The 25,569-nt window shown below is 36.7% G+C and carries 25 protein-coding genes and 2 pseudogenes; 19 read left to right on the forward strand and 8 right to left on the reverse strand.

Going from position 1 to position 25,569, the window contains the following annotated elements; translation table 11 throughout:
* Positions 1-5 precede the first annotated feature (5 nt).
* The 5 genes and pseudogenes from R4Z10_RS09575 to R4Z10_RS09595 all read left to right on the forward strand — a co-directional run bounded on the left by R4Z10_RS09575 (position 6) and on the right by R4Z10_RS09595 (position 4,065).
* Positions 6-1,949 (forward strand): CoA-disulfide reductase, encoded by a 1,944-nt coding sequence (locus R4Z10_RS09575; RefSeq protein WP_338472944.1) that lies wholly within the window; start codon positions 6-8, stop codon positions 1,947-1,949.
* 63 nt (positions 1,950-2,012) lie between these two features.
* Positions 2,013-2,492: a DsrE/DsrF/DrsH-like family protein gene (locus R4Z10_RS09580; protein ID WP_338472945.1), complete on the forward strand. Its 480-nt coding sequence runs from the start codon at positions 2,013-2,015 to the stop codon at positions 2,490-2,492.
* A gap of 39 nt (positions 2,493-2,531) precedes the next feature.
* Positions 2,532-2,894, forward strand: coding sequence for a rhodanese-like domain-containing protein (locus tag R4Z10_RS09585; RefSeq protein WP_338472946.1), 363 nt, complete (start codon positions 2,532-2,534; stop codon positions 2,892-2,894).
* A 22-nt stretch (positions 2,895-2,916) separates the two neighbouring features.
* Positions 2,917-3,210: a rhodanese-like domain-containing protein gene (locus R4Z10_RS09590; RefSeq protein WP_338472947.1), complete on the forward strand. Its 294-nt coding sequence runs from the start codon at positions 2,917-2,919 to the stop codon at positions 3,208-3,210.
* Between the two features lie 392 nt (positions 3,211-3,602).
* Positions 3,603-4,065 (forward strand): annotated as a pseudogene (locus R4Z10_RS09595) (CarD family transcriptional regulator).
* Between the two features lie 475 nt (positions 4,066-4,540).
* Here the strand turns inward: R4Z10_RS09595 and R4Z10_RS09600 are convergent.
* From R4Z10_RS09600 to R4Z10_RS09610, 3 genes are all read right to left on the reverse strand, one after another.
* A complete protein-coding gene (locus R4Z10_RS09600; RefSeq protein ID WP_338472948.1) occupies positions 4,541-4,840 on the reverse strand; it encodes a hypothetical protein in 300 nt (99 codons plus the stop codon).
* A gap of 348 nt (positions 4,841-5,188) precedes the next feature.
* A complete protein-coding gene (locus R4Z10_RS09605) occupies positions 5,189-6,190 on the reverse strand; it encodes a DUF3231 family protein (RefSeq protein ID WP_338472949.1) in 1,002 nt (333 codons plus the stop codon).
* A gap of 45 nt (positions 6,191-6,235) precedes the next feature.
* The gene (locus R4Z10_RS09610) at positions 6,236-6,697 is read right to left on the reverse strand and encodes a hypothetical protein (protein ID WP_338472950.1); all 462 of its coding nucleotides are present in this window, start codon (positions 6,695-6,697) and stop codon (positions 6,236-6,238) included.
* A 422-nt stretch (positions 6,698-7,119) separates the two neighbouring features.
* Between R4Z10_RS09610 and R4Z10_RS09615 the strand changes: the two genes are divergently transcribed.
* Positions 7,120-8,355 carry a M20 family metallo-hydrolase gene (locus R4Z10_RS09615; protein ID WP_338472951.1) on the forward strand — a complete coding sequence of 412 codons (1,236 nt, stop codon included), beginning with the start codon at positions 7,120-7,122 and terminating at the stop codon, positions 8,353-8,355.
* Between the two features lie 145 nt (positions 8,356-8,500).
* Here R4Z10_RS09615 and R4Z10_RS09620 read toward each other — a convergent pair whose 3' ends face one another.
* The gene (locus R4Z10_RS09620) at positions 8,501-9,643 is read right to left on the reverse strand and encodes an NADH-dependent flavin oxidoreductase (protein WP_338472952.1); all 1,143 of its coding nucleotides are present in this window, start codon (positions 9,641-9,643) and stop codon (positions 8,501-8,503) included.
* A 433-nt stretch (positions 9,644-10,076) separates the two neighbouring features.
* On the opposite strand from R4Z10_RS09620, the gene R4Z10_RS09625 reads away from it, so the two are divergent.
* Positions 10,077-10,715: a YdhK family protein gene (locus tag R4Z10_RS09625; RefSeq protein ID WP_338472953.1), complete on the forward strand. Its 639-nt coding sequence runs from the start codon at positions 10,077-10,079 to the stop codon at positions 10,713-10,715.
* 223 nt (positions 10,716-10,938) lie between these two features.
* Here the strand turns inward: R4Z10_RS09625 and R4Z10_RS09630 are convergent, their stop codons facing one another.
* Positions 10,939-11,475, reverse strand: a complete 537-nt coding sequence (locus R4Z10_RS09630) for a CueP family metal-binding protein (RefSeq protein ID WP_338472954.1) — start codon at positions 11,473-11,475, stop codon at positions 10,939-10,941.
* A 392-nt stretch (positions 11,476-11,867) separates the two neighbouring features.
* On the opposite strand from R4Z10_RS09630, the gene R4Z10_RS09635 reads away from it, so the two are divergent.
* The 7 genes from R4Z10_RS09635 (at position 11,868) to R4Z10_RS09665 (ending at position 18,393) form a co-directional block, all read left to right on the forward strand.
* On the forward strand, positions 11,868-12,227 hold the full coding sequence (locus R4Z10_RS09635) for a hypothetical protein (RefSeq protein ID WP_338472955.1): 360 nt from the start codon (positions 11,868-11,870) through the stop codon (positions 12,225-12,227).
* 351 nt (positions 12,228-12,578) lie between these two features.
* Positions 12,579-13,652 carry a LysM peptidoglycan-binding domain-containing protein gene (locus tag R4Z10_RS09640; RefSeq protein WP_338472956.1) on the forward strand — a complete coding sequence of 358 codons (1,074 nt, stop codon included), beginning with the start codon at positions 12,579-12,581 and terminating at the stop codon, positions 13,650-13,652.
* Positions 13,653-14,235: 583 nt separating this feature from the next.
* A complete protein-coding gene (locus tag R4Z10_RS09645) occupies positions 14,236-14,577 on the forward strand; it encodes a metal-sensitive transcriptional regulator (RefSeq protein WP_338472957.1) in 342 nt (113 codons plus the stop codon).
* A gap of 14 nt (positions 14,578-14,591) precedes the next feature.
* A complete protein-coding gene (gene copZ, locus R4Z10_RS09650) occupies positions 14,592-14,798 on the forward strand; it encodes a copper chaperone CopZ (RefSeq protein ID WP_338472958.1) in 207 nt (68 codons plus the stop codon).
* Between the two features lie 86 nt (positions 14,799-14,884).
* A complete protein-coding gene (locus tag R4Z10_RS09655) occupies positions 14,885-17,299 on the forward strand; it encodes a heavy metal translocating P-type ATPase (protein ID WP_338472959.1) in 2,415 nt (804 codons plus the stop codon).
* 13 nt (positions 17,300-17,312) lie between these two features.
* A complete protein-coding gene (locus R4Z10_RS09660; protein ID WP_338472960.1) occupies positions 17,313-17,444 on the forward strand; it encodes a hypothetical protein in 132 nt (43 codons plus the stop codon).
* Between the two features lie 331 nt (positions 17,445-17,775).
* On the forward strand, positions 17,776-18,393 hold the full coding sequence (locus tag R4Z10_RS09665; RefSeq protein ID WP_338472961.1) for a class I SAM-dependent methyltransferase: 618 nt from the start codon (positions 17,776-17,778) through the stop codon (positions 18,391-18,393).
* 59 nt (positions 18,394-18,452) lie between these two features.
* Here the strand turns inward: R4Z10_RS09665 and R4Z10_RS09670 are convergent, their stop codons facing one another.
* The 3 genes and pseudogenes from R4Z10_RS09670 to R4Z10_RS09680 form a co-directional block, all read right to left on the reverse strand.
* Positions 18,453-18,683, reverse strand: a complete 231-nt coding sequence (locus R4Z10_RS09670; protein WP_338472962.1) for a hypothetical protein — start codon at positions 18,681-18,683, stop codon at positions 18,453-18,455.
* Between the two features lie 204 nt (positions 18,684-18,887).
* Positions 18,888-19,307, reverse strand: a pseudogene (locus R4Z10_RS09675) (response regulator transcription factor); the annotation flags it as partial.
* On the reverse strand, positions 19,304-20,677 hold the full coding sequence (locus tag R4Z10_RS09680; protein WP_338473208.1) for a HAMP domain-containing sensor histidine kinase: 1,374 nt from the start codon (positions 20,675-20,677) through the stop codon (positions 19,304-19,306). The gene R4Z10_RS09680 and the pseudogene R4Z10_RS09675, both read right to left, overlap by 4 nt.
* Positions 20,678-20,919: 242 nt before the next feature.
* On the opposite strand from R4Z10_RS09680, the gene R4Z10_RS09685 reads away from it, so the two are divergent.
* From R4Z10_RS09685 to R4Z10_RS09705, 5 genes are all read left to right on the forward strand, one after another.
* A complete protein-coding gene (locus R4Z10_RS09685) occupies positions 20,920-21,351 on the forward strand; it encodes a hypothetical protein (protein WP_338472963.1) in 432 nt (143 codons plus the stop codon).
* 543 nt (positions 21,352-21,894) lie between these two features.
* Positions 21,895-22,959, forward strand: a complete 1,065-nt coding sequence (locus R4Z10_RS09690; protein ID WP_338472964.1) for a hypothetical protein — start codon at positions 21,895-21,897, stop codon at positions 22,957-22,959.
* Between the two features lie 20 nt (positions 22,960-22,979).
* Complete coding sequence (locus R4Z10_RS09695; RefSeq protein WP_338473209.1) at positions 22,980-23,846, forward strand: FUSC family protein; 867 nt, start codon at positions 22,980-22,982, stop codon at positions 23,844-23,846.
* A 222-nt stretch (positions 23,847-24,068) separates the two neighbouring features.
* On the forward strand, positions 24,069-24,284 hold the full coding sequence (locus tag R4Z10_RS09700; RefSeq protein WP_338472965.1) for a hypothetical protein: 216 nt from the start codon (positions 24,069-24,071) through the stop codon (positions 24,282-24,284).
* Between the two features lie 414 nt (positions 24,285-24,698).
* Positions 24,699-25,466 carry a TerC family protein gene (locus tag R4Z10_RS09705; RefSeq protein WP_338472966.1) on the forward strand — a complete coding sequence of 256 codons (768 nt, stop codon included), beginning with the start codon at positions 24,699-24,701 and terminating at the stop codon, positions 25,464-25,466.
* The last annotated feature ends 103 nt before the right edge of the window (positions 25,467-25,569 follow it).

Below are 25,569 nucleotides of genomic sequence, written 5' to 3' on the forward strand. Positions count from 1 at the left end.
TTTATATGACACAGAAAATCATCATTGTTGGTGGAGTAGCTGGTGGAGCCACAGCAGCCGCAAAGTTAAGAAGAATTAGTGAAGAAGTCGAAATTGTGTTAGTCGAACGAGGAGAATACATTTCCTTTGCCAATTGTGGCTTGCCTTATTACATTGGTGAAACCATCAAGGAACGGAGTAAATTATTAGTTCAAACCGTTGAAGGAATGTCAGAGCGCTTTAATATGGATATTCGCAATTTAAGTGAAGTCGTAAGCATTGACCCAGAAAATAAAAAGGTTACGATTAAAAATTTAAAAACGAATGAAGTCTATGATGAAACGTATGACAAATTATTATTATCTCCTGGAGCAAAACCAATTGTGCCGCTAATTCTAGGATTAGAAGAAAATAAAACGTTGTTTACTTTAAGAAATATCCCTGATACAGATAAAATCAAGAACTATGTTGACAAGCAAAAGCCTCAAAAAGCCGTTGTGGTAGGAGGCGGATTTATTGGGATTGAAATGGCGGAAAATTTAGTCGAACGAGGAATCGAAGTGACGATTGTCGAAATGGCTAATCAAGTCATGGCACCGATTGATATTGAAATGGCTAGCATTCTACACACTCATTTGCGAGAAAAAGGGATTAACCTAATTCTAGAAAATGGCGTTGACTCTTTTGCCGATCACGGTCAAAAAGTCATTTTATCGGATGGAATAGAAATTGAAACCGATATGACGATTCTTTCAATCGGAGTTCGACCTGAAAATGAATTAGCCAAAACAGCGAATCTTCAATTAGGAGAACGCGGGGGTATCGTGGTTAATGAATATTTACAAACTTCTAATGAAGATATTTACGCTGTTGGAGATGCGGTTGAAGTGGTTGATTACATCAATGGTCAAAAGACGATGATTCCACTTGCTGGTCCTGCTAACCGCCAAGGTCGGATTGCGGCTAACAATATGATGGGAAAAAGGGAGAAATACCAAGGGACACTTGGAACATCAGTTGCCAAAGTATTTGATTTAACGGTTGCTTCAACTGGTAATAATGAGAAAACATTAAAACGTTTAGGAACTCCTTATGAAGTCATTCATATTCATCCAAGCTCACATGCGGGATACTATCCTGGTGCGGCACAAATTTCATTAAAACTGATTTTCAATAAAGATACAGGAAAAATCTTTGGCGCTCAAGCGATTGGGGCAGAAGGTGCGGAAAAACGGATCGACGTAATTGCGACAGCGATCAAGGGCGGATTAACGGTAGAAGACTTAACGAATTTAGAATTGTCCTATGCGCCGCCTTATTCATCTGCAAAAGATCCTGTTAATATGGCTGGTTATGTGGCCACAAATCTAATAGATGGAGAATTAGAACAAATACAATGGCATGAAGTAGATAAAATCGTGGAAGCAGGCGGTCTTTTAATTGATGTTCGTGAACCAATGGAACGTGAATTTGGGTTTATTAAAGGATCGATTAATATTCCGTTAAATGATCTTAGAGATCGATTAAACGAAGTACCAAAAGACAAAACGATTTATGTCAGCTGTCAAGTTGGTTTACGTGGCTATTTAGCAAGTCGAATTTTGAAAAATCATGGATACAATGTTAAAAACGTGGATGGAGGCTGGAAAACCTATTCATCTGTTTATGGTACCAATGTTCACGCGGATGTTGAAACAACAACGAATGATTTAGGAGAAACGGTTATTCAAAAAGAAGCGGATATCAGAGTAGATAAAGTAGTGGATGTAACGGGATTAACATGTCCAATGCCGGTTGTGAAATTAAAAAAAGGAATAGAAACGATTGAAAGTAATCAAGTATTAGAACTCGACGTAACAGACAGAGGAACATTAAATGATTTGCCTGCCTGGTCAAAAAATGCTGGACATAGCCTGATCAAAACAGAACAAGATGGGTCAGTAATTAAATTTTGGATTAAAAAAGGTTAATTTTTTTTAAGGAATTTAATACCTATGCGGGTATACGTATAAAAATGTTTTGGAGGTAATGATATGTCTGAAAAGAAAAAAACAACGATTATTTTATTTAGTGGTGATTATGATAAAGCAATGGCAGCTTATATTATTGCAAATGGGGCGGCTGCTTATGATCATGAAGTAACCATTTTTCACACATTTTGGGGCTTAAATGCTCTTCGCAAAGATGAAAACCTTCAAGTGAAAAAAGGCTTTATAGAAAAAATGTTTGGCAAAGTGATGCCAAGAGGCGTAGATAAAATGGGCCTATCCAAAATGAATTTTGCCGGATTTGGTCCGAAAATGATTAAGGATATTATGAAAAAACACAATGTGATGCCTCTTCCGCAATTAATCGAATTGGCTCAAGAGCAAGATGTAAAATTAGTGGCTTGTACGATGACAATGGATTTGTTGGGTCTACAAAAAGAAGAATTGCTAGATAACATTGAATATGCTGGAGTTGCTGCGTATTTGGCAGATGCTCAAGAGGGAAATGTGAATCTATTTATTTAACCGAGTAGGAATTATTAACTGATATAGGAGGAATTATACTTGGAATACATGAATTATATTCTCATTGCTCTTTTTCTATTCTTGATCATTCAACGTATATTTCCAATAAAAGGCGTTAGAAATATATCCACAGCACAGTTAAAAAGTGAATTAAAAGATAAGAACAAGCAGTTTATTGATGTTCGGACGTCTGGAGAGTTTAAAGGGAGACATATTAAAGAATTTAAAAATATTCCTTTGCAGCAACTCGCTCAAAAAGCAGAGAAAGAACTACAAAAGGATAAAGAAGTTGTTGTGATTTGTCAAAGTGGAATGAGAAGCCAAAAGGCTAGTAAAATTCTAAAAAAATTAGGATTTACAAAAGTGACGAATGTTAAAGGCGGTATGAGTTCTTGGATTTAGTAAAAACCAGGAGGACGATATGATGAGAGAAGTAACTGCAAAAGAAGTAGAAACATGGTTGAATGAAGGAAAGACATTAAATCTCATTGATGTACGAGAAGTGGATGAAGTGAAAGCTGGTAAAATTCCAGGCGCTATAAACATCCCTTTAGGGTTAGTAGAGTTTCGTATGCATGAGTTAGATCAATCAAAAGAATACATCATGGTTTGTCGTTCAGGAGCTAGAAGCAGCCGGGCAACACAATTTCTCGAAAGCTATGGATTTAAAGTGATCAATATGGCTGGAGGAATTCTTGTGTGGGAAGGGAAAATGTGATTTTTCTTTGTACATTTAAGATTGAGATCAATCTCTAGTTATTCCATGATCGGCGCACTTCTTCAGCAAGAAATGCGCTTTTCTATATGAATCGGCCATTTTTGTAGAACAATGCCTTTAAAAGGCTACCGTCAGGAAAATGCGGATTTACAGAACTAAGCCCATTTTCAAGACAATTCTCCCGACTTTAACAACGTTAAGATCGTTTTAGTGGTCAAAAGAAATTTAATGAGATTATTTTCTCCGAATTAAGATGGTATTCTCCAATAATTTATATGTATTGGTTAATTGGGACGATTTTCATAGGCTTTGCCTTTAATGATTTTTAAAGAAAAGGTAGTTGACATGATAAATGAATTTATGGTATTATAATAAATTTTTTAATAAATAATATATATGTTAATCTTAACATTGTTTATCCAATTTACGGAGTAGGTATAATTAAAGCCATAGAAGAAAAGGAGATCTCAGGAAAAAATAACAGTACTATGTCATAAAAATGTTAATCAGTAATATGCAAGTCATGATCCCCACGGGTAAACTATTGAGTTCAAATATACGCCCGATTACTGACATAATTGCATTGAAATACATCACACACATTTTTCAGCATGGAGAGTCAGATAAATTACTGCCGTAGAAACAAAGGTATAAAGTGAACATGGATAAATTAAAAACGGGTAAAACACTAGAGGGTGCTGAAGTTGTACGTGATTTAATGCGTATGAAGAAAGAGAAAGCACTTAACTTAATACAAGTGAGAAAAAAATGTTAGATAACGCACATGAATTGTTGATTAGTGAACTGGGACTCATTAAAGGGATCACTGATAATCAAATAAAAAGCTTCTGTTAAGGTTAATTATAATTAATGTATTGTATTTTTCGTAAATATCCTGATTTTTTGAGAAAATGATTATTATAAAAAGTAAATCAATTCAAAAACATTCATCTTCTTCAACTCACTTTTAGACATTAACCTCTTATGTTCTTTCTACAATCTAATCCATCTATATTATTTGAATTTCTTATACGTACATTTCAAAGGTTCATCAAATAACTTAATAAAATAGTCACTTGATTTTTTGCAATCCTGATTCACACTGGCGCGGACAAGGAGCCGTAAGGATGGAAGAGAGGTAGGGCTTTCATTGTTTTAGGTATACAATATGTCAAATTTATCAAAAAATTAGTGCTATAAATATAGTCATGAAAAGACCGGATTATTCAGTGTAGATCGATCAATCCAGTCTTTTTAACAATTGTTAAATAAAGAAGCGCCAGAATAGGCGCCTTCGTTTATTGAATCCGCTGAAACGACAATTCCAACACTATAACTTCCATTCTGGAACTTCGATGTCTTGTTGTTTCTCATATTCCTTCATATTTAAATATGAGTTTCCTAGTTTACTTACAATGTATCCTTGAGGGCTTGTTGTTACTACGTTACCAGTTAACTCGTCTAATTTGATCTTTGCAAACATGTTAGCTACATTTGTTAAACTGGCAATCGTGTCCATTAATTGAGGGTCGTCATTGTTGTACCTTTGAGATATGGAGTAAATATAATCAAGTTTATTTCTAATATGTTGGATTGTTTCAATTTCAAACAGTTCCTGTTCCTTTTTCATAAATTTCAACTCCTTAATAATAAGCATATGATTAAGAAGCGAATATCGAACCAAATATGAAAATAAATGATTAGGTCATTTTACTTTGTTAAATTTAAGTAATTCCAAACCAAAAAAGGAAAGAGTTAGGAATTCTATGAAACAGATTGTCATTTTAATGGGAATGATGTTTTTTATTTTTATACCAACACAATTTTTAAAAAGATAAAAGAAGATAGGTGGGGGATAACTGACCGGAAAGTTCCGAAAGTTGAACACAGACTAAATACACCTACGGCAACGTCTATGTGACCGGCATCCTGTGGTCCAAGGCTTTCCATAAGTGGGGGATGAAAGAAAACCCCCACTCTATCTGGTTAAATCGTTCCTATCAAGCATTTGTGGTGGCTCTTCAATCCAACCATTTTTGACCATGATTTTCCCGCCATCCTGCCCATAAGTGAATATATCTTTAGCTTCACCAATCATTTTTAATGGGAGGTCACTTCGTAAACTAAATGCTGTTCCTAAGGCATTGCTTCCCAAACCAAAGCTGCAAAACAGGCTGGTACAGTACATCATCAGTTTATCTGAAAAAGGAGCTACTTTTGAGTCGGTTGCATTTGCCCCCCATGTTGAAGGTGGCTGAATATCACTTTGAAGAAATAATTGCGTATTATCAGTTACAATTTTTTTAGCTAATTCTTTGCCTTTTATGAAGTATTTTTTTACTTCAGGTTCATTAGCCACTTGTGCGAACCCTGTAATTAATTGCATGCCAATAATATTTGATTCTATTGCATGATATAAATGTGCTACTTCTACTGTATTCAATGCACGTTTTTCAGAAAACAAGTTAAAACCACTCATATAATTTGTTCCTTCTACAAATTCCACAGACTTTGGCATAGTTACAGCAGGCGGTCGTGGTAAAACATCTTTCTCTTGCAAATAGTCCACACATTCATCATAACTACTTTGGGTAAACTCAGTTAATTCTTTATAAAGAAGAACGATATCTTTTCGATAGGCCATATTTAGATGAAGTGTATGTAATCCCATACTTATTTCTTGAAGAAGACGAAGAAACATAATATCAAACATGTTTTCATACAGCTTAGGTACGCCAGTATTAACATCTTGCTCTGTGAATCCGATAGGAATGACGGCACCTTCATTTTTAAAGATCGCTTTTATATCTTCAATATAGTTAATAACTTTCATATGGGTATTTTGCATAATTTCTTTAGCCCGATTGTCATCTGCCTGTTCTATAAAATATTCAAGCATTCTTTGTATCATTGTTTTTTCTTGATAGGTCATCCATAATGTTCCTAATTCACTTGAGGTCAACGGCTGTTTTTGAGTCATCATAAATCCTCCAATTTCATTTTTACATATAATATGCACTTTAAATTAAACTTTAAATCGCATTAAAAGATACCTTATAAAATTCCCAATCAATAATCCTGGGATTAAAGACAAAATTGGAAGCCACACGGGTCCGATTAAACTTTGTCCTAATTGAAATGTAGGAGAGTAAATAAGCCCAATGGTTACAAAATAAGCCCCAAATACAAAAGGTAGAAATGAAAAAGCGGGAGTTTCTCCTTCGGCATCTTTATAAGCATCCCACATAGCAAACATATATAGACAGGGGTAGAACATTAGCCATTGGTAATTTGTTGCTTCAATTGCTTCTCTAATATTGCCTTGAAAGCTATATATTATTACCAAGTTGAAATGACTATTAACATTAACAAGTAACTCTAAAATAATGAAAACGATTCCTTTCAAGAATCTTTTGTTTAATAACTGAGCAAAGCCTGGAAGAGCTATACTCCATAGAATCGCTTCTAACTTACCAGTCATAATCATATTGTCCTTATAAGTTGTAATAGGTTCAGTATTTCCCAGGTAAGGTAAACTATGTAGGAGAAGAGATTATTTTTCTTGTGGTGGTCACTGGGACGCCCCGAAAAATCTTGTTTCACTGAATGTTTCACGTAACTATACCTAATTATCACAGGTGTGGCCAATTTTGATTGTTTTGAAACTAACTATACTTTTCAAACGTAGATGAATAAGGGGAGGCTTGTACATTGGTTGCCCTATGTTTTGTAAATGTCTACAAAACAATTCAGTAAGCACTTAATCGGTAGTCCCGAACCGTCCTCCTGTTTCCTCAAGTACGGGGCGAACAGAACTGGAATTTGATATCAGGCCTAAGGTTCTCTTTCATATTGTGATATCGTGCTGTTTCTGGTACATTTTATCTATAACCGGTCGGAGGTATCCTTATGAACTACAAGGAAAGATATCAAATCTTATTTAATAAAATTAATCAATATAATACTACCGAAGGAATAGGGATCACAAGGATTGCCTACACGAGTGAAGAACAAACGTGTACGCATGCTTTTATGCGAATGTGTAAATTAGAAAACATGGACATCAGGATGGACGCTTGTGGAAATGTGATTGCTAGAAGAGAAGGAAAACAAAATTCTCTTCCGCCCGTTGTCATGGGATCTCATTTGGATACGGTGTATCAAGGCGGTCAATACGATGGGGTAGTAGGTGTGACAGCGGCTTTGGAAGTCGTGAAAAGATTAAATGAAAAAGGTATTGAAACAGAGCACCCCATCGAAATTATTTCTTTTGCCTGTGAAGAATCTGCCCGTTTTGGTGTATCAACAGTTGGGAGTAAAGCGATGGCAGGTTTAATCGATAAGGAGAAATATCGAAACTTACAAGATCGTGATGGGATCACAATGGAAAAGGCATTTTCCTTATGTGCACTTGACTTTGATAGCATTCATGAAGCGAGTCGAGTGAATGAACAGTTTAAGGCTTTTTTTGAATTACATATTGAACAAGGTCCTATATTAATAAACAATCAGAAAAAGATTGGAATTGTGACAGGAATTGCTGCGCCAGTGAGACTGATCATAAAAATAATTGGAAAAGCATCCCATTCTGGAACAACACCGATGGATATGAGGCAGGATGCTCTCTTAGGTGCCGCTGAAATCGCTTTGGCTCTTGAAAAAGTGGCCAAACATGAACAAAAAAATGGAACAGTCGCGACGGTAGGTGTAATGGATATTCAAGCAGGTGCCATGAATGTAGTACCTGGTGAAGTGGAAATGAAGGTAGATATTCGATCCACTTCGATCGAATCACGAGATACAGTATTGAACGAACTATACGAAACCATTTCTTTAGTGAAAAATAAAAGAAACCTTGACATTCAAAGTACGGTGATTAGCAAAGAAGAACCAGCATTGCTTTCTTCTGAACTGAACGAAACATTAACAAACATATGTGAAGAAAAAGGATACCCTTTTCAATTAATGCCAAGCGGAGCAGGGCACGACGCAATGAATATGGCAAAGCTCTGTCCAACTGGACTTATCTTTATCCCATCAGTAGACGGACTTAGTCACCATCCAAATGAATATACCGACATCGATGATATATTAATGGGCATAGACATACTAGAAGAAGCCATCCTTCATTACGCCAAAAAATGAAACGTCGGGACGGTTCTCGCGTTTCATTCAGAATCGTGGTCATAGTTCGCTACGAAGAGTTTTGAAAAACCAAATGAATTCTACATAAAAAGACACTCACAAGTCAATGTTTGTAAGTGTCTTTTTTGAGTTAATCTCCTAAACGTTAAACTCCAGGAACCCAACCAGGTGTTTGAATAATCACATTCCATAATGGATCCGGAATCACCAATTCTCTTTGCTTCTGTTTATTTAGTTTTGTTTCAATTTCATTTTCTTTTCCTTCTGCTACTTTTTGAACCCAATCAGGATCGATTAGGAGTTCTCGGCCTAATGCCAATAATGGAATACCGGTTTCAAAGGCTTTGCGAGCATCTTCTGCGGAGTAAATGGAGCCGACACCGATTAATGGAACACGATCACGAATCGTTTCAAGTAAGTAGTGGATCCTCGTTTTATTTAGATTCTCAACTCCTCTTCGCGGCTTTGAGAAGAAGTCACCTAATGAAACATGCAAGTAATCCAAGTCTTTTTCCGCTAATGCATCGACTAATTTAAGGGTATCACCCATTGTAATACCAGGGGTTTCCGGTTCTTCTGGTGAAAAACGATAACCGACGATAAAAGGGGAGGTAGCGTGTTTTTCAACCACCTTTTTCACTTCATCGACCACTGCGAGTGGAAAAGTCATTCGTTTCTCTAAACTGCCTCCAAATCGATCATCCCGCCTGTTCGAATGAGGGGAGAAGAATTGTTGAATTAAATACCCGTTTGCTCCATGAAGTTCAATCCCGTCGTAGCCAGCTTCGATCGCACGCCGTGTGGTTTCTCCGAAAGCGTGTATCATTTCGTCCACCTCTGCCTCACTTAGCGCTCTCGGTTTGATTTCTGGTTCTTCCGTCGAAACATCGCCTCTTTCTGCAGGTACATCGCCTGCGCTGACAATCTCTCCATTTGGTACTAAATGAGGTGGACACATTCTTCCACCGTGAAAGATTTGCAAAATCGCTTTGGCCCCTTGATCTTTAATCGCCTTCGCTAAACGGCCCAAACTAGGAATCATATCATTACGGTCACCTGCGAACTCTCCAGGAAAGCCTTTTCCGTTTGGGGTAACATATGTACAAGCGGTAATCACCATACTCACTCCGCTTGAGCGGCGAGCATAATAGCTGACCTCCGCATCTGAAACAGTGCCATCCGGATTGGAAGAAAAGTTGGTCATAGGCGCCATCACGATTCGATTTTTCAATTCCACTCCATTCGGTAGAGTGAAAGAAGATAGCATTAATTGGTCTTTTGGATTCATGTTGTGGTTTCCTCCTTTTGCATGTTTAGCTTAGACATTTAAAGGTCTTCATCATATTTACTTTACAATATCCATCGGGAAAAGAAAAATAAACACTTTATATGTTCAAATGATTTTTTATCCTGGTGAAACGGCGGGACGGATCTCGCGTTTCATCTCGGAGGACGTCACTGTGAGACGCCCCGTTTTTTATTTGAATAAAAGTGCACTTTCAGTGACTTCGGACAGTCCTCTTGTTTCAACACCCATTTTAGGAAAGTGAAACAGTAGAACCGTCCCCGCGTTTCTATATCAAAAAACAAGTTTAACTAAATGGGAAAAGGGTATTAAATAGAAGGGATATATATAAACAATTTAATATGAAAAGTGTAAAATGCACAAATTCCGCAAATTAATAGATTATATTTACAATTATAAAAAGGAGGAATTTAGAATGCAGAAAAAAAGCCGAATCGTCATTTTAAGCACTTTACTTGCAGCAATATTATTAGTATTAGGTGCATGTAACAATGCAAATGACGAAACTCAATCTACAAATGAGGAAACAGAGAATGCCAACCAAGAAGTGACAAACGAAGAGGAAAACACAGATACTAGTTCTGAAGAAGATCAGGAGGGAACAGATCATTCTGGAATGAAACATTCTGGATCGAGTGATGTCCCTGAAGGTTTGAAGGAAGCTGAGAATCCAACTTATCCAGTTGGAAGCAAGGCAAAGATCCAAGCGAGTCATATGCCTGGAATGAATGGTGCTGAAGCAACAATCTCTGGTGCTTTTGATACGACGGTCTATACTGTTACATATACCCCAACAACGGGTGGAGAGCCAGTTGAGGATCATAAATGGGTCATTCATGAGGAGATTGAAAAAGCGGGTAATGAACCTTTCCAAACAGGTGATGAAGTGGTATTAAATGCAGAACATATGGAAGGGATGAAAGGGGCAACTGCCACGATTGATTCTGTTGAACAAACAACAGTATACATGGTAGATTACAACGATACTGAAACAGGGGAAAAGGTAACATATCATAAATGGGTAACAGAAAGTGAATTATCTTCAGTAGAATAAAAAAACAAATAAGGCGGTTCTCTTGTTGCACTCACTAAACAAGAGGACCGCCTTATTGTTTAAATAAAGGTAACTATACTCAAGAAAATTAAAGTCGGCGCCGCTGTGACGCCCCGAATATTCAGCAGCTATTCTCTATTTACGAATAACTTTTTAAAAGCTAAAAACCTGTTTTGGGAATATTATTCTCTTTTACTAAGAGAAGTTCATCATAAAAAGAAGATTATGTCAAATTCATCGTCGTAATACAAGTGTTGTCTCCTTCAAAAGTAGAAATTTCAGATTCTACCATTTTGCCGTCATGCTTAATTTTAACTTGATACGTTTTATTCCGCGGTAGCCAAAAATCAATAAATCCGTTAGATTGGGATTTCATTGTTTCGTTAATGATCACATTCCCGTCCGTATCTTGAATGTAAACCTCAAATTCCTCTTCAACGAGTTCACCTTGACAACCTGTCAAGTTATGATTCGTTCAGGGGTGAGTTTGATTGACGTAAGGTGCAATCGATACAAAAAACTCGTCTTCTGGCAAGTCATAAAGTGATTGATTCCCTTTACTATCACTAACAATAAGTTGTTCAGAAGTGATTGAAGCCACTTCCCCTTTAGGTTTACCAGTGCTATATTCACTTACTAATTCCTTAATGTCTTGCGTTTTCTTTACATCCGAAGACTTTTCCTCGTTTGTACTATCCGAACCACAAGCAGATAATAGGATAGCTGCCAATAAAGAAATGATCAAAGTTCTGAATTTCATATTTTTTTCACCTCCATGTCTATTATTATATATCGTTTTCATCCAATTTTCTTAATAGAAAACATTACTAATGATTTTAAACCATTTATTTGCAGTTTTTGTGCAGGTTATGAATATAAAAAAGCAACTTTAAAAAGCTCCCTTATATTTGAATAGATAATTCATTGGGGAGGGTACATAATAAAAGAATAAGTTGACGATTGACGATCATGTGTCGAGTCCTTACAATTTCAACTATCAATAAATGAGGTTGGGGTGACACTTTAAAACACCTCTTTCCTATGCAAGCTTTTGACGGAAATATTTAGTGAATATTTTTTGGAAAGCGGAGGAGGTTATCGGTACTTTTAGCATAGAATGTCTTTAAGCATAGTGAGGTGATAAATGTGTGTGTGTCTAATAACTTTTTAGAACACCAGGCTTACGAAATAAGTGAAGAAATTCGAAAGCAATCATTGTATAAATGGGTCGGGCTAGAGGTTTCAGGGAACGATGGAATGGGAATTAAAAAGAAAAATACCCAATGGAATGGTAACGAATTGATTACAAAAGTCATTCTGGAAGATAAGAACGGAACTTCTTTTTCTATAAATCCAGATCAAAATGGGTTACGATTTGCAAAGGGAGAAATTACTTATAAAGAATATTGTAAATTACAAAAGAAAGCGGATGTACAGGGATATAGTTATTTCTTTGGGATTATCGGTTTTTTTATTATTATGATGTTTACTTTGACGAGGTTAATTATATAACTTAATGACTCGAGTTAGAAAATGAAAAGCTGCGAAAAGAAATCGATGCTCTTTCAGCTATGGTTAAAAGAGAGTCCTAGAACAAAAGCCGTTGCCTGCTAAAGGTAACGGCTTTTCTGTCTCTATTAAAAAAACAACCATCTTTGTACTAGCTATGATAGCAGTGTCACTATTCATCTATTATTTGTTCAGGGGTAAGTACTTCAACTTAAAATAATTTTATTTATAGTTTTCACAAAAAGTTTATAATTTCTATATTATTTCTGCATACTTTTATGTGATAATCTTAACTAATAACCTACCAAAAATAGGTAATATATTTTTTAAAATAGAAAGAGGTTTTGTAAATTAATGAATAAAAAGAAGATCATGTCCGCTTCTATGGGCTTAGTCATTGCTTCCTCGTTATTTCTTGGAGCTGGAAATACAGAAGCTGCCACGTATAAAGTCCAAAGAGGGGATTCACTATGGGGAATTTCACAAAAGCATGGGACAACCGTTTCTAAAATAAAAGAATTGAACAATTTAAAGAATGCACTTATTTACCCGAATCAAGTTCTTGAAGTAGGTTCAAACTCAACTAAAGTAGTAAATAACAATCATTCAACAACCGCTTCTAATCTGAAGTCTAGCAACAACTCTTCAACTATTACCAGTCAATACAAAGTAAAGGCCGGTGATAGTTTGTGGAAGATAAGCCAACAATTTAATGTATCGGTTTCTAATTTGAAACAATGGAACAATTTAAAATTGGACACCATTTATGTTGGCCAAAATCTAAAGGTAAAGGCAATAACTGCCACTTCAAATAATACATCCGTAAATAGTGAAAATATCGTTACTGTGTCAAGGAGTTTCAACACTCATAAAGTAGTAGCTGGAGATACATTATCGAAGATTTCTCAAAACTATGGTGTCACCGTTACAAATTTGAAAACTTGGAACAACTTAAAATCGGACACTATTTATGTTGGCCAGTCATTAACAATAGAAGGTAAGACGAATACGAGTGTAAATTCTTCTAGTAAACCAAAAGTTTCTGCTTCATCAAGTGCAGCAGGATATGATGTTAATAAAGTTACTAGTATTGCAAGAAGTTTAGTGGGGATCCCATATGCTTGGGGAGGCACTTCTCCTTCAGGGTTTGATTGCAGCGGGTTTGTTTACTATGTTTATAAACAAGCTGGTATGAATTTGAGCCGTCTAACTGCAGCAGGTTATTTTGATCGTTCCTATTATGTGAACGATCCACAGCCAGGAGATTTAATCTTCTTCAAGAATACTTATAAAAAAGGGATATCGGATGTAGGGATTTACCTAGGAAATAACCAATTTATTTCCTCTGCTAGCAGAAGTGTTTCCATAAAAAGTTTAGATCAATCCTATTGGAAATCCCATTTTGATAGTTTCAAAAGATTTAATTAATCTAGTTTATTAAATTTTAAAAGCAATTACCGGCTAGATTCGTTTTTCTGGCTGTTTAGCTAGATAAATAACAGGAGCGGGCTTCCATGTGTACAAACGGGAATACCGCTTCATTTTTACGTATTAAATGATAGAATGGGACAAATCATAACAGTATTCAATCATAATGGGTGAATGAATTTAATTTTCGGCGAGTGTCTCGAATTTTTAAAAGGACATTTCCCGCGTCTTAACTAACAGTAAAATAGGTTTCATTTTGTTAATTAGAGGTAACTGATAGTAGAGAAGTACGATCCATTCCAGTATATATCTTAAAAGTCGAAAATAGACTAAATACGCCTACGGAAACGTATCCCTGCTGGCTGAACTAACCACCAGTGGGAAAGAACACCCACTGAAGGAAGTTTCACTTTTTTCGGGCAAGCTTGACGACAGACAGAATGTCCCAGTCAGGCGAAAGCCACAGGATGAGGCACAAGAGCGTGCGAAAAATCCGACACAAATTTGACGAATTTAGATTTAAAAAGAGAATTTACATAGGATAGGGGGGTATGCTATGATGTAATCAAGGAGGGGAAGTAAGATGGATCCCGAATTAGAAAATGAGATGATTTCAGAGGATAATTGCTGTACACTTCCACATGGAAGAATGAGCCACCACTCTGAAAAAACAAAAAAAAATCTGGTGACCCGATTGAATAGGATTGAAGGTCAAATTCGGGGCATAAAAAGATTGATCGAAAACGATACCTATTGTGATGATGTAATTACTCAAATTTCTGCTTCTCAAGCCGCATTAAATAGTGTCGCCAAAATTCTTCTTGAAGCACATATGAAAGAATGTGTAGTCAATCGAATTCAAGAGGGCGACATGGAAGTGCTTGATGAAGTATTAGTTACCATACAAAAATTGATGAAAAAGTAAAAGGAGAGATTCATATGGAAAAAGTAACTCTAAATGTTGAAGGGATGTCTTGTGGACATTGCGTGAAAGCGGTAGAAGGAAGCGTTGGTGCACTAAATGGAGTTTCAAGTGTTAAAGTCGATCTTGAAAACAAAAAAGTTGACGTTGAATTTAATCAAACAGAGGTAACAATCGATAAAATCAAAGACACAATTGATGATCAAGGTTATGATGTAAAGTAATCGAAGTAGGATCGTGCTCTTATAAGCACGCCCTCTTTTTTTAAACAAAATATACCCTATGCGGGTATAAGGTGGTGGGGGAAAAAATGAGTGAAAAAGTTATTGAAAATCAATTCCAAATAACCGGCATGACATGTGCAGCATGTTCTAATCGAGTTGAAAGAGGATTAAAAAAAATGGATGGAGTGAAAGAAGCAAATGTGAACCTTGCCTTAGAAAAAGCAATGGTACAGTATGACCCTTCTTTAACAAGTCCTTCAGATATAACAAAAAAAGTAAGAGATTTAGGATACGATATTGTAACAGAGAAAAAAGAATTAGTCCTTACGGGGATGACTTGTGCAGCCTGTTCAACAAGAATCGAAAAAGGTCTTAATAAAATGGATGGAGTGCTTCAAGCAAATGTCAATTTAGCGCTTGAAAAGGCAACTGTCGAGTTTAATCCATCCGTAGTGACGACCAAGGAAGTCATTCAAAAGGTTGAAAATCTTGGATACGGGGCCATGATAAAAAGTGATGAAAATGAAAAAGAGGCTGTTGATTATCGTCAAAAGGAGATTGAAAAACAGCAAAATAAATTTATTTTCTCAGCAATTTTATCATTACCTCTTCTATGGGCCATGGTAGGACATTTTAGTTTCACCTCTTTTATTTGGGTTCCGGATGCTTTTATGAACCCTTGGGTCCAGATGGCTTTAGCAACGCCTGTACAATTTTATATAGGGAAACAGTTTTATGTTGGAGCTTATAAGGCATTGAAAAATAAAAGTGCCAATATGGATGTACTCGTTGCTCTTGGAACATCCGCAGCTTACTTTTACAGTGTATATTTATCTATTGAAACAATTGGCAACAACGCTCACTCAGTTGGTCTTTATTTCGAAACAAGTGCGGTTCTTATTACATTAATCATTTTAGGAAAACTGTTTGAAGCAAAAGCAAAAGGCCGTTCATCTGAAGCCATTAAGAAGTTAATGGGGTTACAAGCTAAGACAGCAACAGTCATTCGTAATGGAAACGAAACGACTATTCCTTTAGAAGATGTTGTAACTGGTGATGTTTTATTAGTAAAGCCTGGTGAGAAAGTTCCAGTGGATGGGGAAGTCTTGGAAGGGACATCCGCACTGGATGAATCAATGCTTACAGGTGAAAGTGTTCCTGTAGATAAAACCGTTGGAGACAGTGTGATCGGATCAACGATTAATAAAAATGGATTTTTGAAAATTAAAGCGACAAAGGTAGGAAAAGAAACAGCTTTATCACAAATCATTAAAATTGTTGAGGAAGCTCAAGGCTCAAAAGCTCCAATTCAACGGACCGCTGATCGAATTTCAGGCATCTTTGTCCCGATTGTTGTCGGAATTGCGATCATTACATTTATCGTTTGGTATTTCTGGGCGGATCCAGGGAACTTTGCTGAAGCCTTAGAAAATCTAATCGCTGTTCTTGTTATTGCCTGTCCATGTGCTCTAGGCTTAGCAACACCAACTTCCATTATGGCCGGATCTGGTCGATCTGCAGAATATGGAATCTTATTTAAAGGCGGCGAACATCTTGAAATGACTCATAAGGTGAACACGGTCATTTTAGACAAAACAGGTACAATCACAAATGGTGAACCTGTTCTAACAGATGTGATCACAGAGCAAGATGAGACAGAGTTTCTATCTCTTGTTGGTTCAGCTGAAAAACAGTCAGAACACCCACTAGCACAAGCGATTGTTGAGGGAATTAAAGAGAAATCCGTTTCATTTAGAGATGCTTCTGAGTTTGAAAACATTCCTGGATATGGTATTAAAACGTTTGTAGACGGAAAAGAGGTCCTTGTCGGTACTCGTCGCCTCATGAAAAAATACAATATTGAAATCGACGATGTTCTAGAGAAGATGGAAGGTCTTGAGAAACAAGGAAAAACGGCTATGTTAGCAGCGATTGATGGAAGGTATGCAGGAATTGTTGCGGTAGCGGATATAATTAAAGACACATCCACTTCTGCCATCAAACGGATGAAAGATATGGGTCTAGAAGTCATTATGATTACGGGTGATAACAAAGATACGGCTGCTGCGATTGCAAAACAAGCGGGTGTTGACCATGTAATTGCTGAAGTTCTACCAGAAGGGAAAGCAGAAGAAGTGAAGAAACTTCAGGCTCAAGGTAAAAAAGTAGCCATGGTCGGAGATGGGATTAACGATGCACCTGCACTTGCTACAGCTGATATTGGTATGGCTATTGGTACTGGCACAGATGTGGCGATGGAAGCAGCAGATATTACATTGATCCGTGGAGATTTGAATAGTATTCCTGACTCCATCTTAATGAGCCATAAAACCATGAGAAATATTAAGCAAAACCTTTTCTGGGCCTTGGCTTATAATTCACTTGGAATTCCGGTTGCCGCAGTAGGATTCTTAGCTCCGTGGCTTGCCGGTGCTGCTATGGCATTCAGCTCTGTATCAGTTGTACTCAATGCCCTTCGTTTACAAAAAGTAAAACTGTAGGGAGTGTAGTTCTATGAAAAAATGGGTCTTGTCAGCTCTTGCTTATTTATTGGTTGTAGTTGGAATCTATTATGCTTATACTACAATTGCCAGCCCCTCAGCAGAGGATGGACAACATACGAATATTGAACAACATGATGAGTAAATGATTTTGAATGGTCTCTATCCAATAGGGACCATTTTTTATCAGGCAATCAGTTTCCTACCTTTAGATTTTAAGCGAGCTAAGAAGATGGATGGGGATCAACTGTCCGTAAAGCTCCAAGAGTTGAACATAGACTAAATAAGCCGACCGCAACCTTTGCGTGACCAGCATTCTGTGGCTTAAAGTTTACCATTAGTGGAGAGGAAGGAAAACCACCACTGATGTAAGTTTCACTTTTTGGAAAAATAAATATTTGTTATAAAAAGATGCATCTTTTACCATAAATAAATGAGAAACTAAAAATAATTTTAGTTAAGCAGGTGAAGCGGACTTGAACATAAATGAAAAAGTCAAAAGACGATATAATAGAATTTCTGGGATCTATGAAATTATGGACAAGATGATTAAAGAGGAATGGAGATTTAATTTACTGTCAAATATAGCTGGTAATGTTCTTGAAGTGGGGATTGGAACAGGGGCCAACTTATCTTTTTATCCAACCCATACGAAGTCACTAACGGGTGTTGATTTTAGTCCAAGGATGCTAAAACATGCTAGAGATAAAGTGGCAAAAGGGCATTTTTCTTTTCCAATTGAATTAGTCGAGGCAGATATACAGTCCTTGCCATTTCCAGATGATTCGTTTGATACAATTGTATCGACATGTGTATTTTGTTCAGTTCCTGATCCGCTATCTGGTTTACAAGAGCTAAAAAGGGTATGTAAACCGGATGGCCAAATATTAATGTTGGAACATATGAAAAGTGATCAGAAATGGGTGGGTACTGTAATGGATTTATTAAATCCTTTAACGGTAAGACTTTGGGGAGCAAATATTAATCGAGAGACAATGAACACGATCGAACACTCGGGACTCCTAATTGAAAAAGATAAACATTTAATGGGTTCCATTTTTAGAGAGTTATCGGTTCGTCCGAATAAATCTTAAAATCAGCTGATTAAAGAATGAAAGGATTGGCGTACAACCAATCCTTTCATTCTTTGAAATTATAAGTTATTCATCATATTTTTTGTCTGCTCAGTATTTTCCATCATGCCTCCATCTCCATGACAGGAATTATACATTTGTTCTAACTCATTTGTTGATAACTCTGGATGCATTTTTTCCATAAATGGTTTCATTTCTTGAAAACCATCTGTTTGTGCATAAGCAAATGTTCCGGCTCCACCTAGAACGATCGCTCCTGTTAATAGTCCGATGATTAATTTCTTTTTCATCACTTTCATCTTCCTTCATCTTATACTTATATTTTAACGTTAATATTTGCAGAGATTATGCAGAAACTTTGTAGAACTTGTTAAGATTTAAAACCTCGGATGGTTCTCGATGTTATATTAGCGGTGTTTATCTTACTTGAAAAATGAAACGTGAGAACCGTCCCCACGTTTCAATGGGTCAAGTGCTTATAATAAGTGGATCTAAAGTTGATGAGAATCTTGAATAAGAGTAAGTCCCTTAAATGAAATTTGCTGTGGTTGTTTTGTACTTCTTCTTAAGACAGACTCAATTCTAGCAACTAACTCATCTTCATCAAACGGTTTTGCGATGTAATCATCGGCACCGATATTAAGCCCTTTTACAATGTCTCCTTTTTCACCTAATGCTGTGAGCATAATAACAGGAATATCCCAAACTTTACGTATCTCTGCGCATACTTCTAACCCACTCATCCCAGGCATCATAATATCTAGTAAAATAAGATCAACAGTATTGGATTTTAAGTATTTTAGAGCGTCCAATCCGGACTCCTTTTTTATACAATGATAGCCAAGAGGGGACAAGTATAACGATAGCAAATCAAGCATCATCGGTTCATCATCTACAAGTAAAATGGTTTTCAACGTTTGTCCTCCTTAAAGATTAACTCAAACTCTGTCCCAATATTTTCTTTACTTCTTACAATAATATCGCCTCCATGAGCCAGGATCAGTTCTTTAATGATGGCAAGACCAAGCCCTGTCCCACCGAGAGAACGTGTACGGGATTTATCTACTCGATAAAAACGGTGAAAAATGAAGGGAAGGTCCTCCTCTGGAATCCCTTTTCCATTATCTTGAATCAAGATGTGAATGTCCTTTTTCTGTTTCCAAGCTCTTAATGCAACGGTTGAACCACTTTTTGAGTATTTCATCGCGTTATCTAATAAATTCACAAAAATTTGCTGTAGTCTTAATGAATCCGCTTTTAACATCAGGTTTGGCTCACAGTCTATTGTAAGCACCATCCCGTTCTCATTAAAAATTGGAGAGAACTTCTGATCCACTTTAGTGAAAAATTCATATAAGTTGATTGGCTCTTTCTCAATGATAAAAGTATGTTGATCCATTTTAGCCAGTTCGAATAGTTCTTTAATTAATTTGGCTAATCGATCCGATTCCTCCACAATGATCGATAAATACTTGTCCTGTTCATCCTTGGGTAAGTTCCTTTTTTTCACAATGTCTGCATAGCCTTTTATATACGTTAAAGGGGTTCGAAGTTCATGCGAGATACTCGCTAAAAATTGACTCCGTTCTTTTTTCAAATAGTTTAAATCGGTTGCCAATAACTGAATAGACCTCGCTAGATCGCCTAATTCATCATCTGATGTGTGAGAGAGCGCAAGCGAATAATTCCCTTTACTAATTTGTGAGGTTGCTTCTTTCATTTTAATAAGAGGTTTTGTAATCCCCCTTGATAAGAAGATAATGATAACGATCGTGAAAATAACTGAAATGAAGCCTGCGAGTAAAAAGTGTTCATTTAAGGAATATATAAGAGAACGAACAGATGCCGTATCCTGAAACATAAAAACATACCCAGAAACACTTTGACCCATTACTATGGGGCTAACCGTAGCAATATAGGGTTTCTGATCCCATTTTTCTTCGATCACTTGTCCATTACTTGGAATAGAAGTTATAGGGACTTCTATATATTTCTTAAAGGGATCAACCGGGGTTGAAGCATCAAGTATTTTCCCTGACTTATTGGTTATGATTACATCTGTATTCGATTCAGATTCCATCAATATAACATGATCAATCATTTCCTCATCGAATTGCTTTTCAAGAATCGCTTTGTGAGTATTGCCCCGCGATTGTAATGTTTGTAGCTCTTGTTCGACTCTCGATTCTACAATTTCAGCATGTAAAAAGAAAAACATAAAAGTAATTAAACCAAAGATCACAACGAAAAATAAGATGCCAAGTTTTACTGATAATTTATTCATAACCATCATCATTCTCCTAATTTCTAATAACCTCAGTTTACTATAAAACTTTGAAGATTTTATGCAGAAATGACGTAAAGATTAAACGGGGCGTCACTGTGACGCCCCGAATATGCCAATTTTCAATTAACTTTAAGAAAATGAGAGAGATATTTCATCAATAAGAATGATTGACGATTTAGCCACTTCTGTTACTATTAAACTATTATTTAAACAAAAGGTTAGAAAAATGGGGAATGATGATGAAAGAGATTATATTAATTGTTGCGGAAATCATTAACACCATGCATGATATTATTCTAGATTTAACAGCATTTGCAGGCTTAGAATTAACGGATAAAGATTTACATTTATGGATTATGGGCATAATTGGAATTGTTATCTTTGGTTGTACCCATGTGTTTTTTAAATATCTTTCAAAGTATGGAATTACCGCTATTTCTTTTGTTTATACATTTACCGTCATGATTGTTATCGTATTTGCCATCGAGATCCAACAACAAATAACAGGGCGGGGGCAAATGGAATTTGACGATGCGGTAATGGGCTTATGGGGATTTTTGCTATTTTTTGCACTATACCTTTTCATAAAAGTGATTCACAAAGGAATGAAATACTTGTTAACTCGGAAAAATAAATCCAATCACCGACGGTTTCGGTCGGATTCAAAGTAGAATGATCACAGTAAGCACTAAAACAGATTACAAGACCTATGCTGGTCGATTAATTCCATTATTATTAGGATTCGATAAAGTTTCCTATTTGAAGATTGCCAAGTCAGCCACAACATTATCAAACATGTTGTGGCTTCTTAACGTTCTTACGGTGAGGCCCGAATAAAGCATTCCAAGGAAACAACAAGATTAGTAATAGCGTGATAAGGATATTCAACCAATAACGCACTTCGTTTAATCCATTGAAGACGCTATCTTCCATCTATATATTTCCCAATGCAAGAACTCTGTTATCATAAAAGAAAGAATATCGAGAAACAGAAATTATCTCATATTCATCCATCACATGGATCATGTTAGTTCGGAACGATTTAGTTAAACATCAACAGGATGATGAAAATAATCGATCATTATTAGTTGAGCTGGAGGAAATAGTAATGAATAGTAGTAAAATACGTTGCCGTTAAAAAGTAATTAAGGTTCAAGAACAAGTTCAATTGTTATCATACATAGATTTTAAGCAAATAGATAAGGAGTCAGCCTATGACAGAAGCAAAGAAATCCCTCCCTACAAAGAAATCATCGCTGTTAAAACAGGCTATGGCTGTGAATAGAAAGCCGTTTCCTTGGATAAAAGCATTTTGTGCCGGGGTAGCTGCGAGCTTACCGGTCGTGATAGGGCTACTGTTAGGCCATTTTGAATATGGATTGATTGCTGGGTTAGGAGGATTTACTTACCTCTATTATTTCAATATTCCATATGCTCAAAATGCTAAAAAGCTATTCTTTGTCGTACTTGGTATGACATTGGTTACAGCCCTTGGAACACTTACTGCTGCCCCTTACCCACTTGCAACAGCCATTTTAATAGGGATTATCGGTGCAACAGCCATTTTTATATTTGGAGCATTACGAATTGCAGGACCATCTGCCATTTTCTTTGTTTTAGTCTTCGCTATGACAACAGGAATGCCTGTTCATCCAGAACAAGCACCGTTACGGGCGGGCCTCGTATTTTTAGGTGGGGCGTTAGCATGGATCATTGCGATGAGTGGTTGGTTATTTAATCCGCATGGACCAGAAATTCAGATTATGAAGAGAGTGTATTTAGAACTCGCTGCATTTGTTGATTCAGTTGGAACAAAAGAATTTAATGAAGCGAAGAACCGAGTCATGTCCGTTTTAAAAGAAGCAGAAGAAACCATTAGAGCAGGCTATATACCTTGGAGACAATCAGAATTATTTAAGCGACTGTATGTATTGACTGATCATGCAAACCAAATATTTTTATATCTCCTCGAAAATTTTTCAGATAATCATTCAACACTGCCATCCGAATTAGGACAAGCAATCCGGGAAGTGACGAATTCATTGGATTATAAGAATAGAAAGAAGCGGAGGAGTAAAAAAATCCTCCAGCCAGAAGGCATGGATGATCATGTGGCTGCCTTATTTAGGAAAATATATGATGCGGATGCGGTCATGAATGAACCAACATCAAAAATCAATAAAGAGATTCGTATATATAAACCATCACTGAAGATGATTTTAGGTGGGCCTTTGATAAAAATTCGATTGTATTTATTTCAGCTGTACGATTTTGTGTAGTAACGATCATTGCAGCAATCATCGCCTATGAATTTAATTTTGCACGCTCCTATTGGGTTCCATTATCTTGTGTCGCCGTTATGTCAGGTTCAACCATTATTGCTACCTATCATCGGGCCATTCAAAGAGGGTTTGGTACGATTGTAGGGATTCTTATTGCTAGCTTCATTCTTGCTGCACAGCCATATGGATATGTTATCGCTCTATTTATTTTACTTTTGACATTTATGACCGAGCTTTTTATTGTGAAAAACTACGGGTTAGCTGCACTATTCTTCACACCAAATGCATTGCTTATGGCTGAAAGCACAAGTCATGGAAGCTTTAGTTTTTCCTATTTTGCTTCAGCGAGACTAATCGATGTAATCATCGGAAGTCTTATTGGCTTAATTGGAGTCTGGTTGATGGGAAGAAAATCTGCTTCTAGCCGGATCCCACATTTAGTAGCTAAAACCATTCGAATTCAATCACAATTACTCGTACTTCTTTTTTCAGAAGGCGGACGAGGATTGAATTTAGAAGAAAGCAGTGAATTTAAAAAGATGCAAATAAATATGATTCATTTAAAAACACTCTATTCTACCGCTTCAGGGGAGATTCCAGTCAATCAAAAAGTGTTGGACTCCTATTGGCCAGTGGTATTTTCCATCGAGCATTTAGGATTTTTACTAAATAATTGTTCTAAAGTAGAAGATCGACCTATTCTTTCAGAGAAAAAGCTTGCCCAAATCCTTTTTGTTTTTGAAACAATGGCAAACGCTGCTGGTCGGAAACGGTCAACATCAATTAAACAAGTACCTGAAATTGAATCATTCCCGAGCATACAGAATGAGATCATTCGCTTGCAAAAATCCCTTCAAATGAATGATACAAGAATGTATTTATAAGGAAGTTGGCAAGTACTATTTTTTAGAAGAGGGGTATTATTGATGAAAAATTAACAATAGGGCCCTTAAGAAATGATCACGTATAGAATACTGTTTCACTTGATCAACCTAATTATATGAATTTATCCTTGTATATTTGTTCCCATTGGACAAAATATGTTTACGGGGCAGTGCTGCTAAAAACAACAGCACCTCCCTATAAAAAACGAGGGAGTGTATTACATGGCTGATATGAACAAACGTAACGATAACGATACTGGCAAGTCGGCAGGAACTGAACTAGGTGCTTTTACTGGTGATACGATGCCTTCTGCTCTAGATCCATTTGGTTCAGTTGCAGTTGAAGGTGCTGTTTCCGGCGGACCGATGGGTAACAAAGCAGGGAAAGATAACGTTAATGACAACAATCATAACTCCCAAACAAGAGATCAAAGTTAAATAGTCATCCTTTAAACAAAAGGGGATGGGAAGGTAGTGAACTTCCTAAAATGGGAGATTCTTTCAAATGCTTAACTCATGTCTATCGGATTTTTTAGATAGATAAAGGAAGTTTGTATCTCAACTAAAAGGGCTAATATTGAAATGATAAGTCTAATTTCTCGCTAAAATAAGGAGGAAATAGGCTTTTTATCTTTCCAAAAAACTTAACATTATAACCCATTTCTTGATGTAACCCCTAATCGGGGCGTCACTGTGACGCCCCGATTAAAAAAACCAAAATATAACTTAAATGTTCACCATAATTTAGCCAAATACTAATTGAAATAACACAAATAAGTAAGTGGATACATTTATCATGTAACGAAAATTTTAAAATGTGACATTTAAGTAAGTGTTAAAGGGGAGAAATTAATGGAGCCTTTATTGCTACAGTATGCTTGGACTTTGCTTATTCTAATCGGATTAGAAGGGTTGTTATCAGCTGATAATGCTCTTGTATTAGCAGTTATAGCCAAGCATTTACCTGAAAACCAGAAAAGTAAAGCGATTAATTATGGGATCATTATGGCCTTTGTTTTTCGATTTATTGCCCTTTTTGCGATTTCTTTTATCGCAGGCGTTTGGCAAATACAGGCAATTGGAGCCGCATATCTTCTCTATTTAGGCTTAAAGCATATTATTCAAGCCCGATTCGGGAAAAAGAATGAAAAGATCCATAAGGATGATAAACAAGAAGCTGCTGGAAAAGGTTTCTGGCCAACTGTAGGGAAGATTGCGCTGGCCGACCTCGCTTTTGCAATTGATTCAATATTAGCTGCGGTTGCTCTAGCCCTTGGCCTTCCAGATTCACCGCTCGGTAAATTCGGGGGCATGGACGGAGGACAGTTTCTTGTCGTTGTTCTCGGGGGAATTGCAGGCCTGATCTTAATAAAGTTTGCAGCCACTTGGTTTGTACAACTTCTTGCAAAGCGTCCAGCTTTGGAAACAACTGCCTATGCCATTGTGGCTTGGGTAGGAGTAAAGCTTGCCGTTATTACCCTAGCGCATGAGGATATTGGGATTTTGCCGCATGATTTTCCTCACAGTACAATATGGACAATAACCTTTTACGGAGTATTAGTAATTATTGCCCTAATAGGTTGGTTTTCGAAACCGAGGAATAAAGTCGCATTTAGATAACCTCGTCACTGTGACGCCCCGAAAAATCTTGTTTCACAAAATGTTTCATGGGGAAAGTCTTTCATAGTGGCTGTTATTCCTCAAAGGTTCGCGTACAAGGAAT

Source organism: Niallia sp. XMNu-256 (assembly GCF_036670015.1).
GTDB lineage: Bacteria > Bacillota > Bacilli > Bacillales > Cytobacillaceae > Bacillus_BD.

Bases quoted from the DNA above. Each gene is read 5' to 3' on its own strand.
- R4Z10_RS09575 (WP_338472944.1), top strand. From the start codon at position 6: ATGACACAGAAAATCATCATTGTTGGTGGAGTAGCTGGTGGAGCCACA.
- R4Z10_RS09685 (WP_338472963.1), top strand. From the start codon at position 20,920: ATGAAAGAGATTATATTAATTGTTGCGGAAATCATTAACACCATGCAT.
- R4Z10_RS09640 (WP_338472956.1), top strand. From the start codon at position 12,579: ATGAATAAAAAGAAGATCATGTCCGCTTCTATGGGCTTAGTCATTGCT.
- R4Z10_RS09590 (WP_338472947.1), top strand. From the start codon at position 2,917: ATGAGAGAAGTAACTGCAAAAGAAGTAGAAACATGGTTGAATGAAGGA.
- R4Z10_RS09700 (WP_338472965.1), top strand. From the start codon at position 24,069: ATGGCTGATATGAACAAACGTAACGATAACGATACTGGCAAGTCGGCA.
- R4Z10_RS09680 (WP_338473208.1), bottom strand. From the start codon at position 20,677: ATGAATAAATTATCAGTAAAACTTGGCATCTTATTTTTCGTTGTGATC.
- R4Z10_RS09580 (WP_338472945.1), top strand. From the start codon at position 2,013: ATGTCTGAAAAGAAAAAAACAACGATTATTTTATTTAGTGGTGATTAT.
- R4Z10_RS09615 (WP_338472951.1), top strand. From the start codon at position 7,120: ATGAACTACAAGGAAAGATATCAAATCTTATTTAATAAAATTAATCAA.
- R4Z10_RS09690 (WP_338472964.1), top strand. From the start codon at position 21,895: ATGACAGAAGCAAAGAAATCCCTCCCTACAAAGAAATCATCGCTGTTA.
- R4Z10_RS09645 (WP_338472957.1), top strand. From the start codon at position 14,236: ATGGATCCCGAATTAGAAAATGAGATGATTTCAGAGGATAATTGCTGT.
- R4Z10_RS09605 (WP_338472949.1), bottom strand. From the start codon at position 6,190: ATGACTCAAAAACAGCCGTTGACCTCAAGTGAATTAGGAACATTATGG.
- R4Z10_RS09600 (WP_338472948.1), bottom strand. From the start codon at position 4,840: ATGAAAAAGGAACAGGAACTGTTTGAAATTGAAACAATCCAACATATT.
- R4Z10_RS09705 (WP_338472966.1), top strand. From the start codon at position 24,699: ATGGAGCCTTTATTGCTACAGTATGCTTGGACTTTGCTTATTCTAATC.
- R4Z10_RS09610 (WP_338472950.1), bottom strand. From the start codon at position 6,697: ATGATTATGACTGGTAAGTTAGAAGCGATTCTATGGAGTATAGCTCTT.
- R4Z10_RS09625 (WP_338472953.1), top strand. From the start codon at position 10,077: ATGCAGAAAAAAAGCCGAATCGTCATTTTAAGCACTTTACTTGCAGCA.
- R4Z10_RS09655 (WP_338472959.1), top strand. From the start codon at position 14,885: ATGAGTGAAAAAGTTATTGAAAATCAATTCCAAATAACCGGCATGACA.
- R4Z10_RS09620 (WP_338472952.1), bottom strand. From the start codon at position 9,643: ATGAATCCAAAAGACCAATTAATGCTATCTTCTTTCACTCTACCGAAT.
- R4Z10_RS09660 (WP_338472960.1), top strand. From the start codon at position 17,313: ATGAAAAAATGGGTCTTGTCAGCTCTTGCTTATTTATTGGTTGTAGTT.
- R4Z10_RS09670 (WP_338472962.1), bottom strand. From the start codon at position 18,683: ATGAAAAAGAAATTAATCATCGGACTATTAACAGGAGCGATCGTTCTA.
- copZ (WP_338472958.1), top strand. From the start codon at position 14,592: ATGGAAAAAGTAACTCTAAATGTTGAAGGGATGTCTTGTGGACATTGC.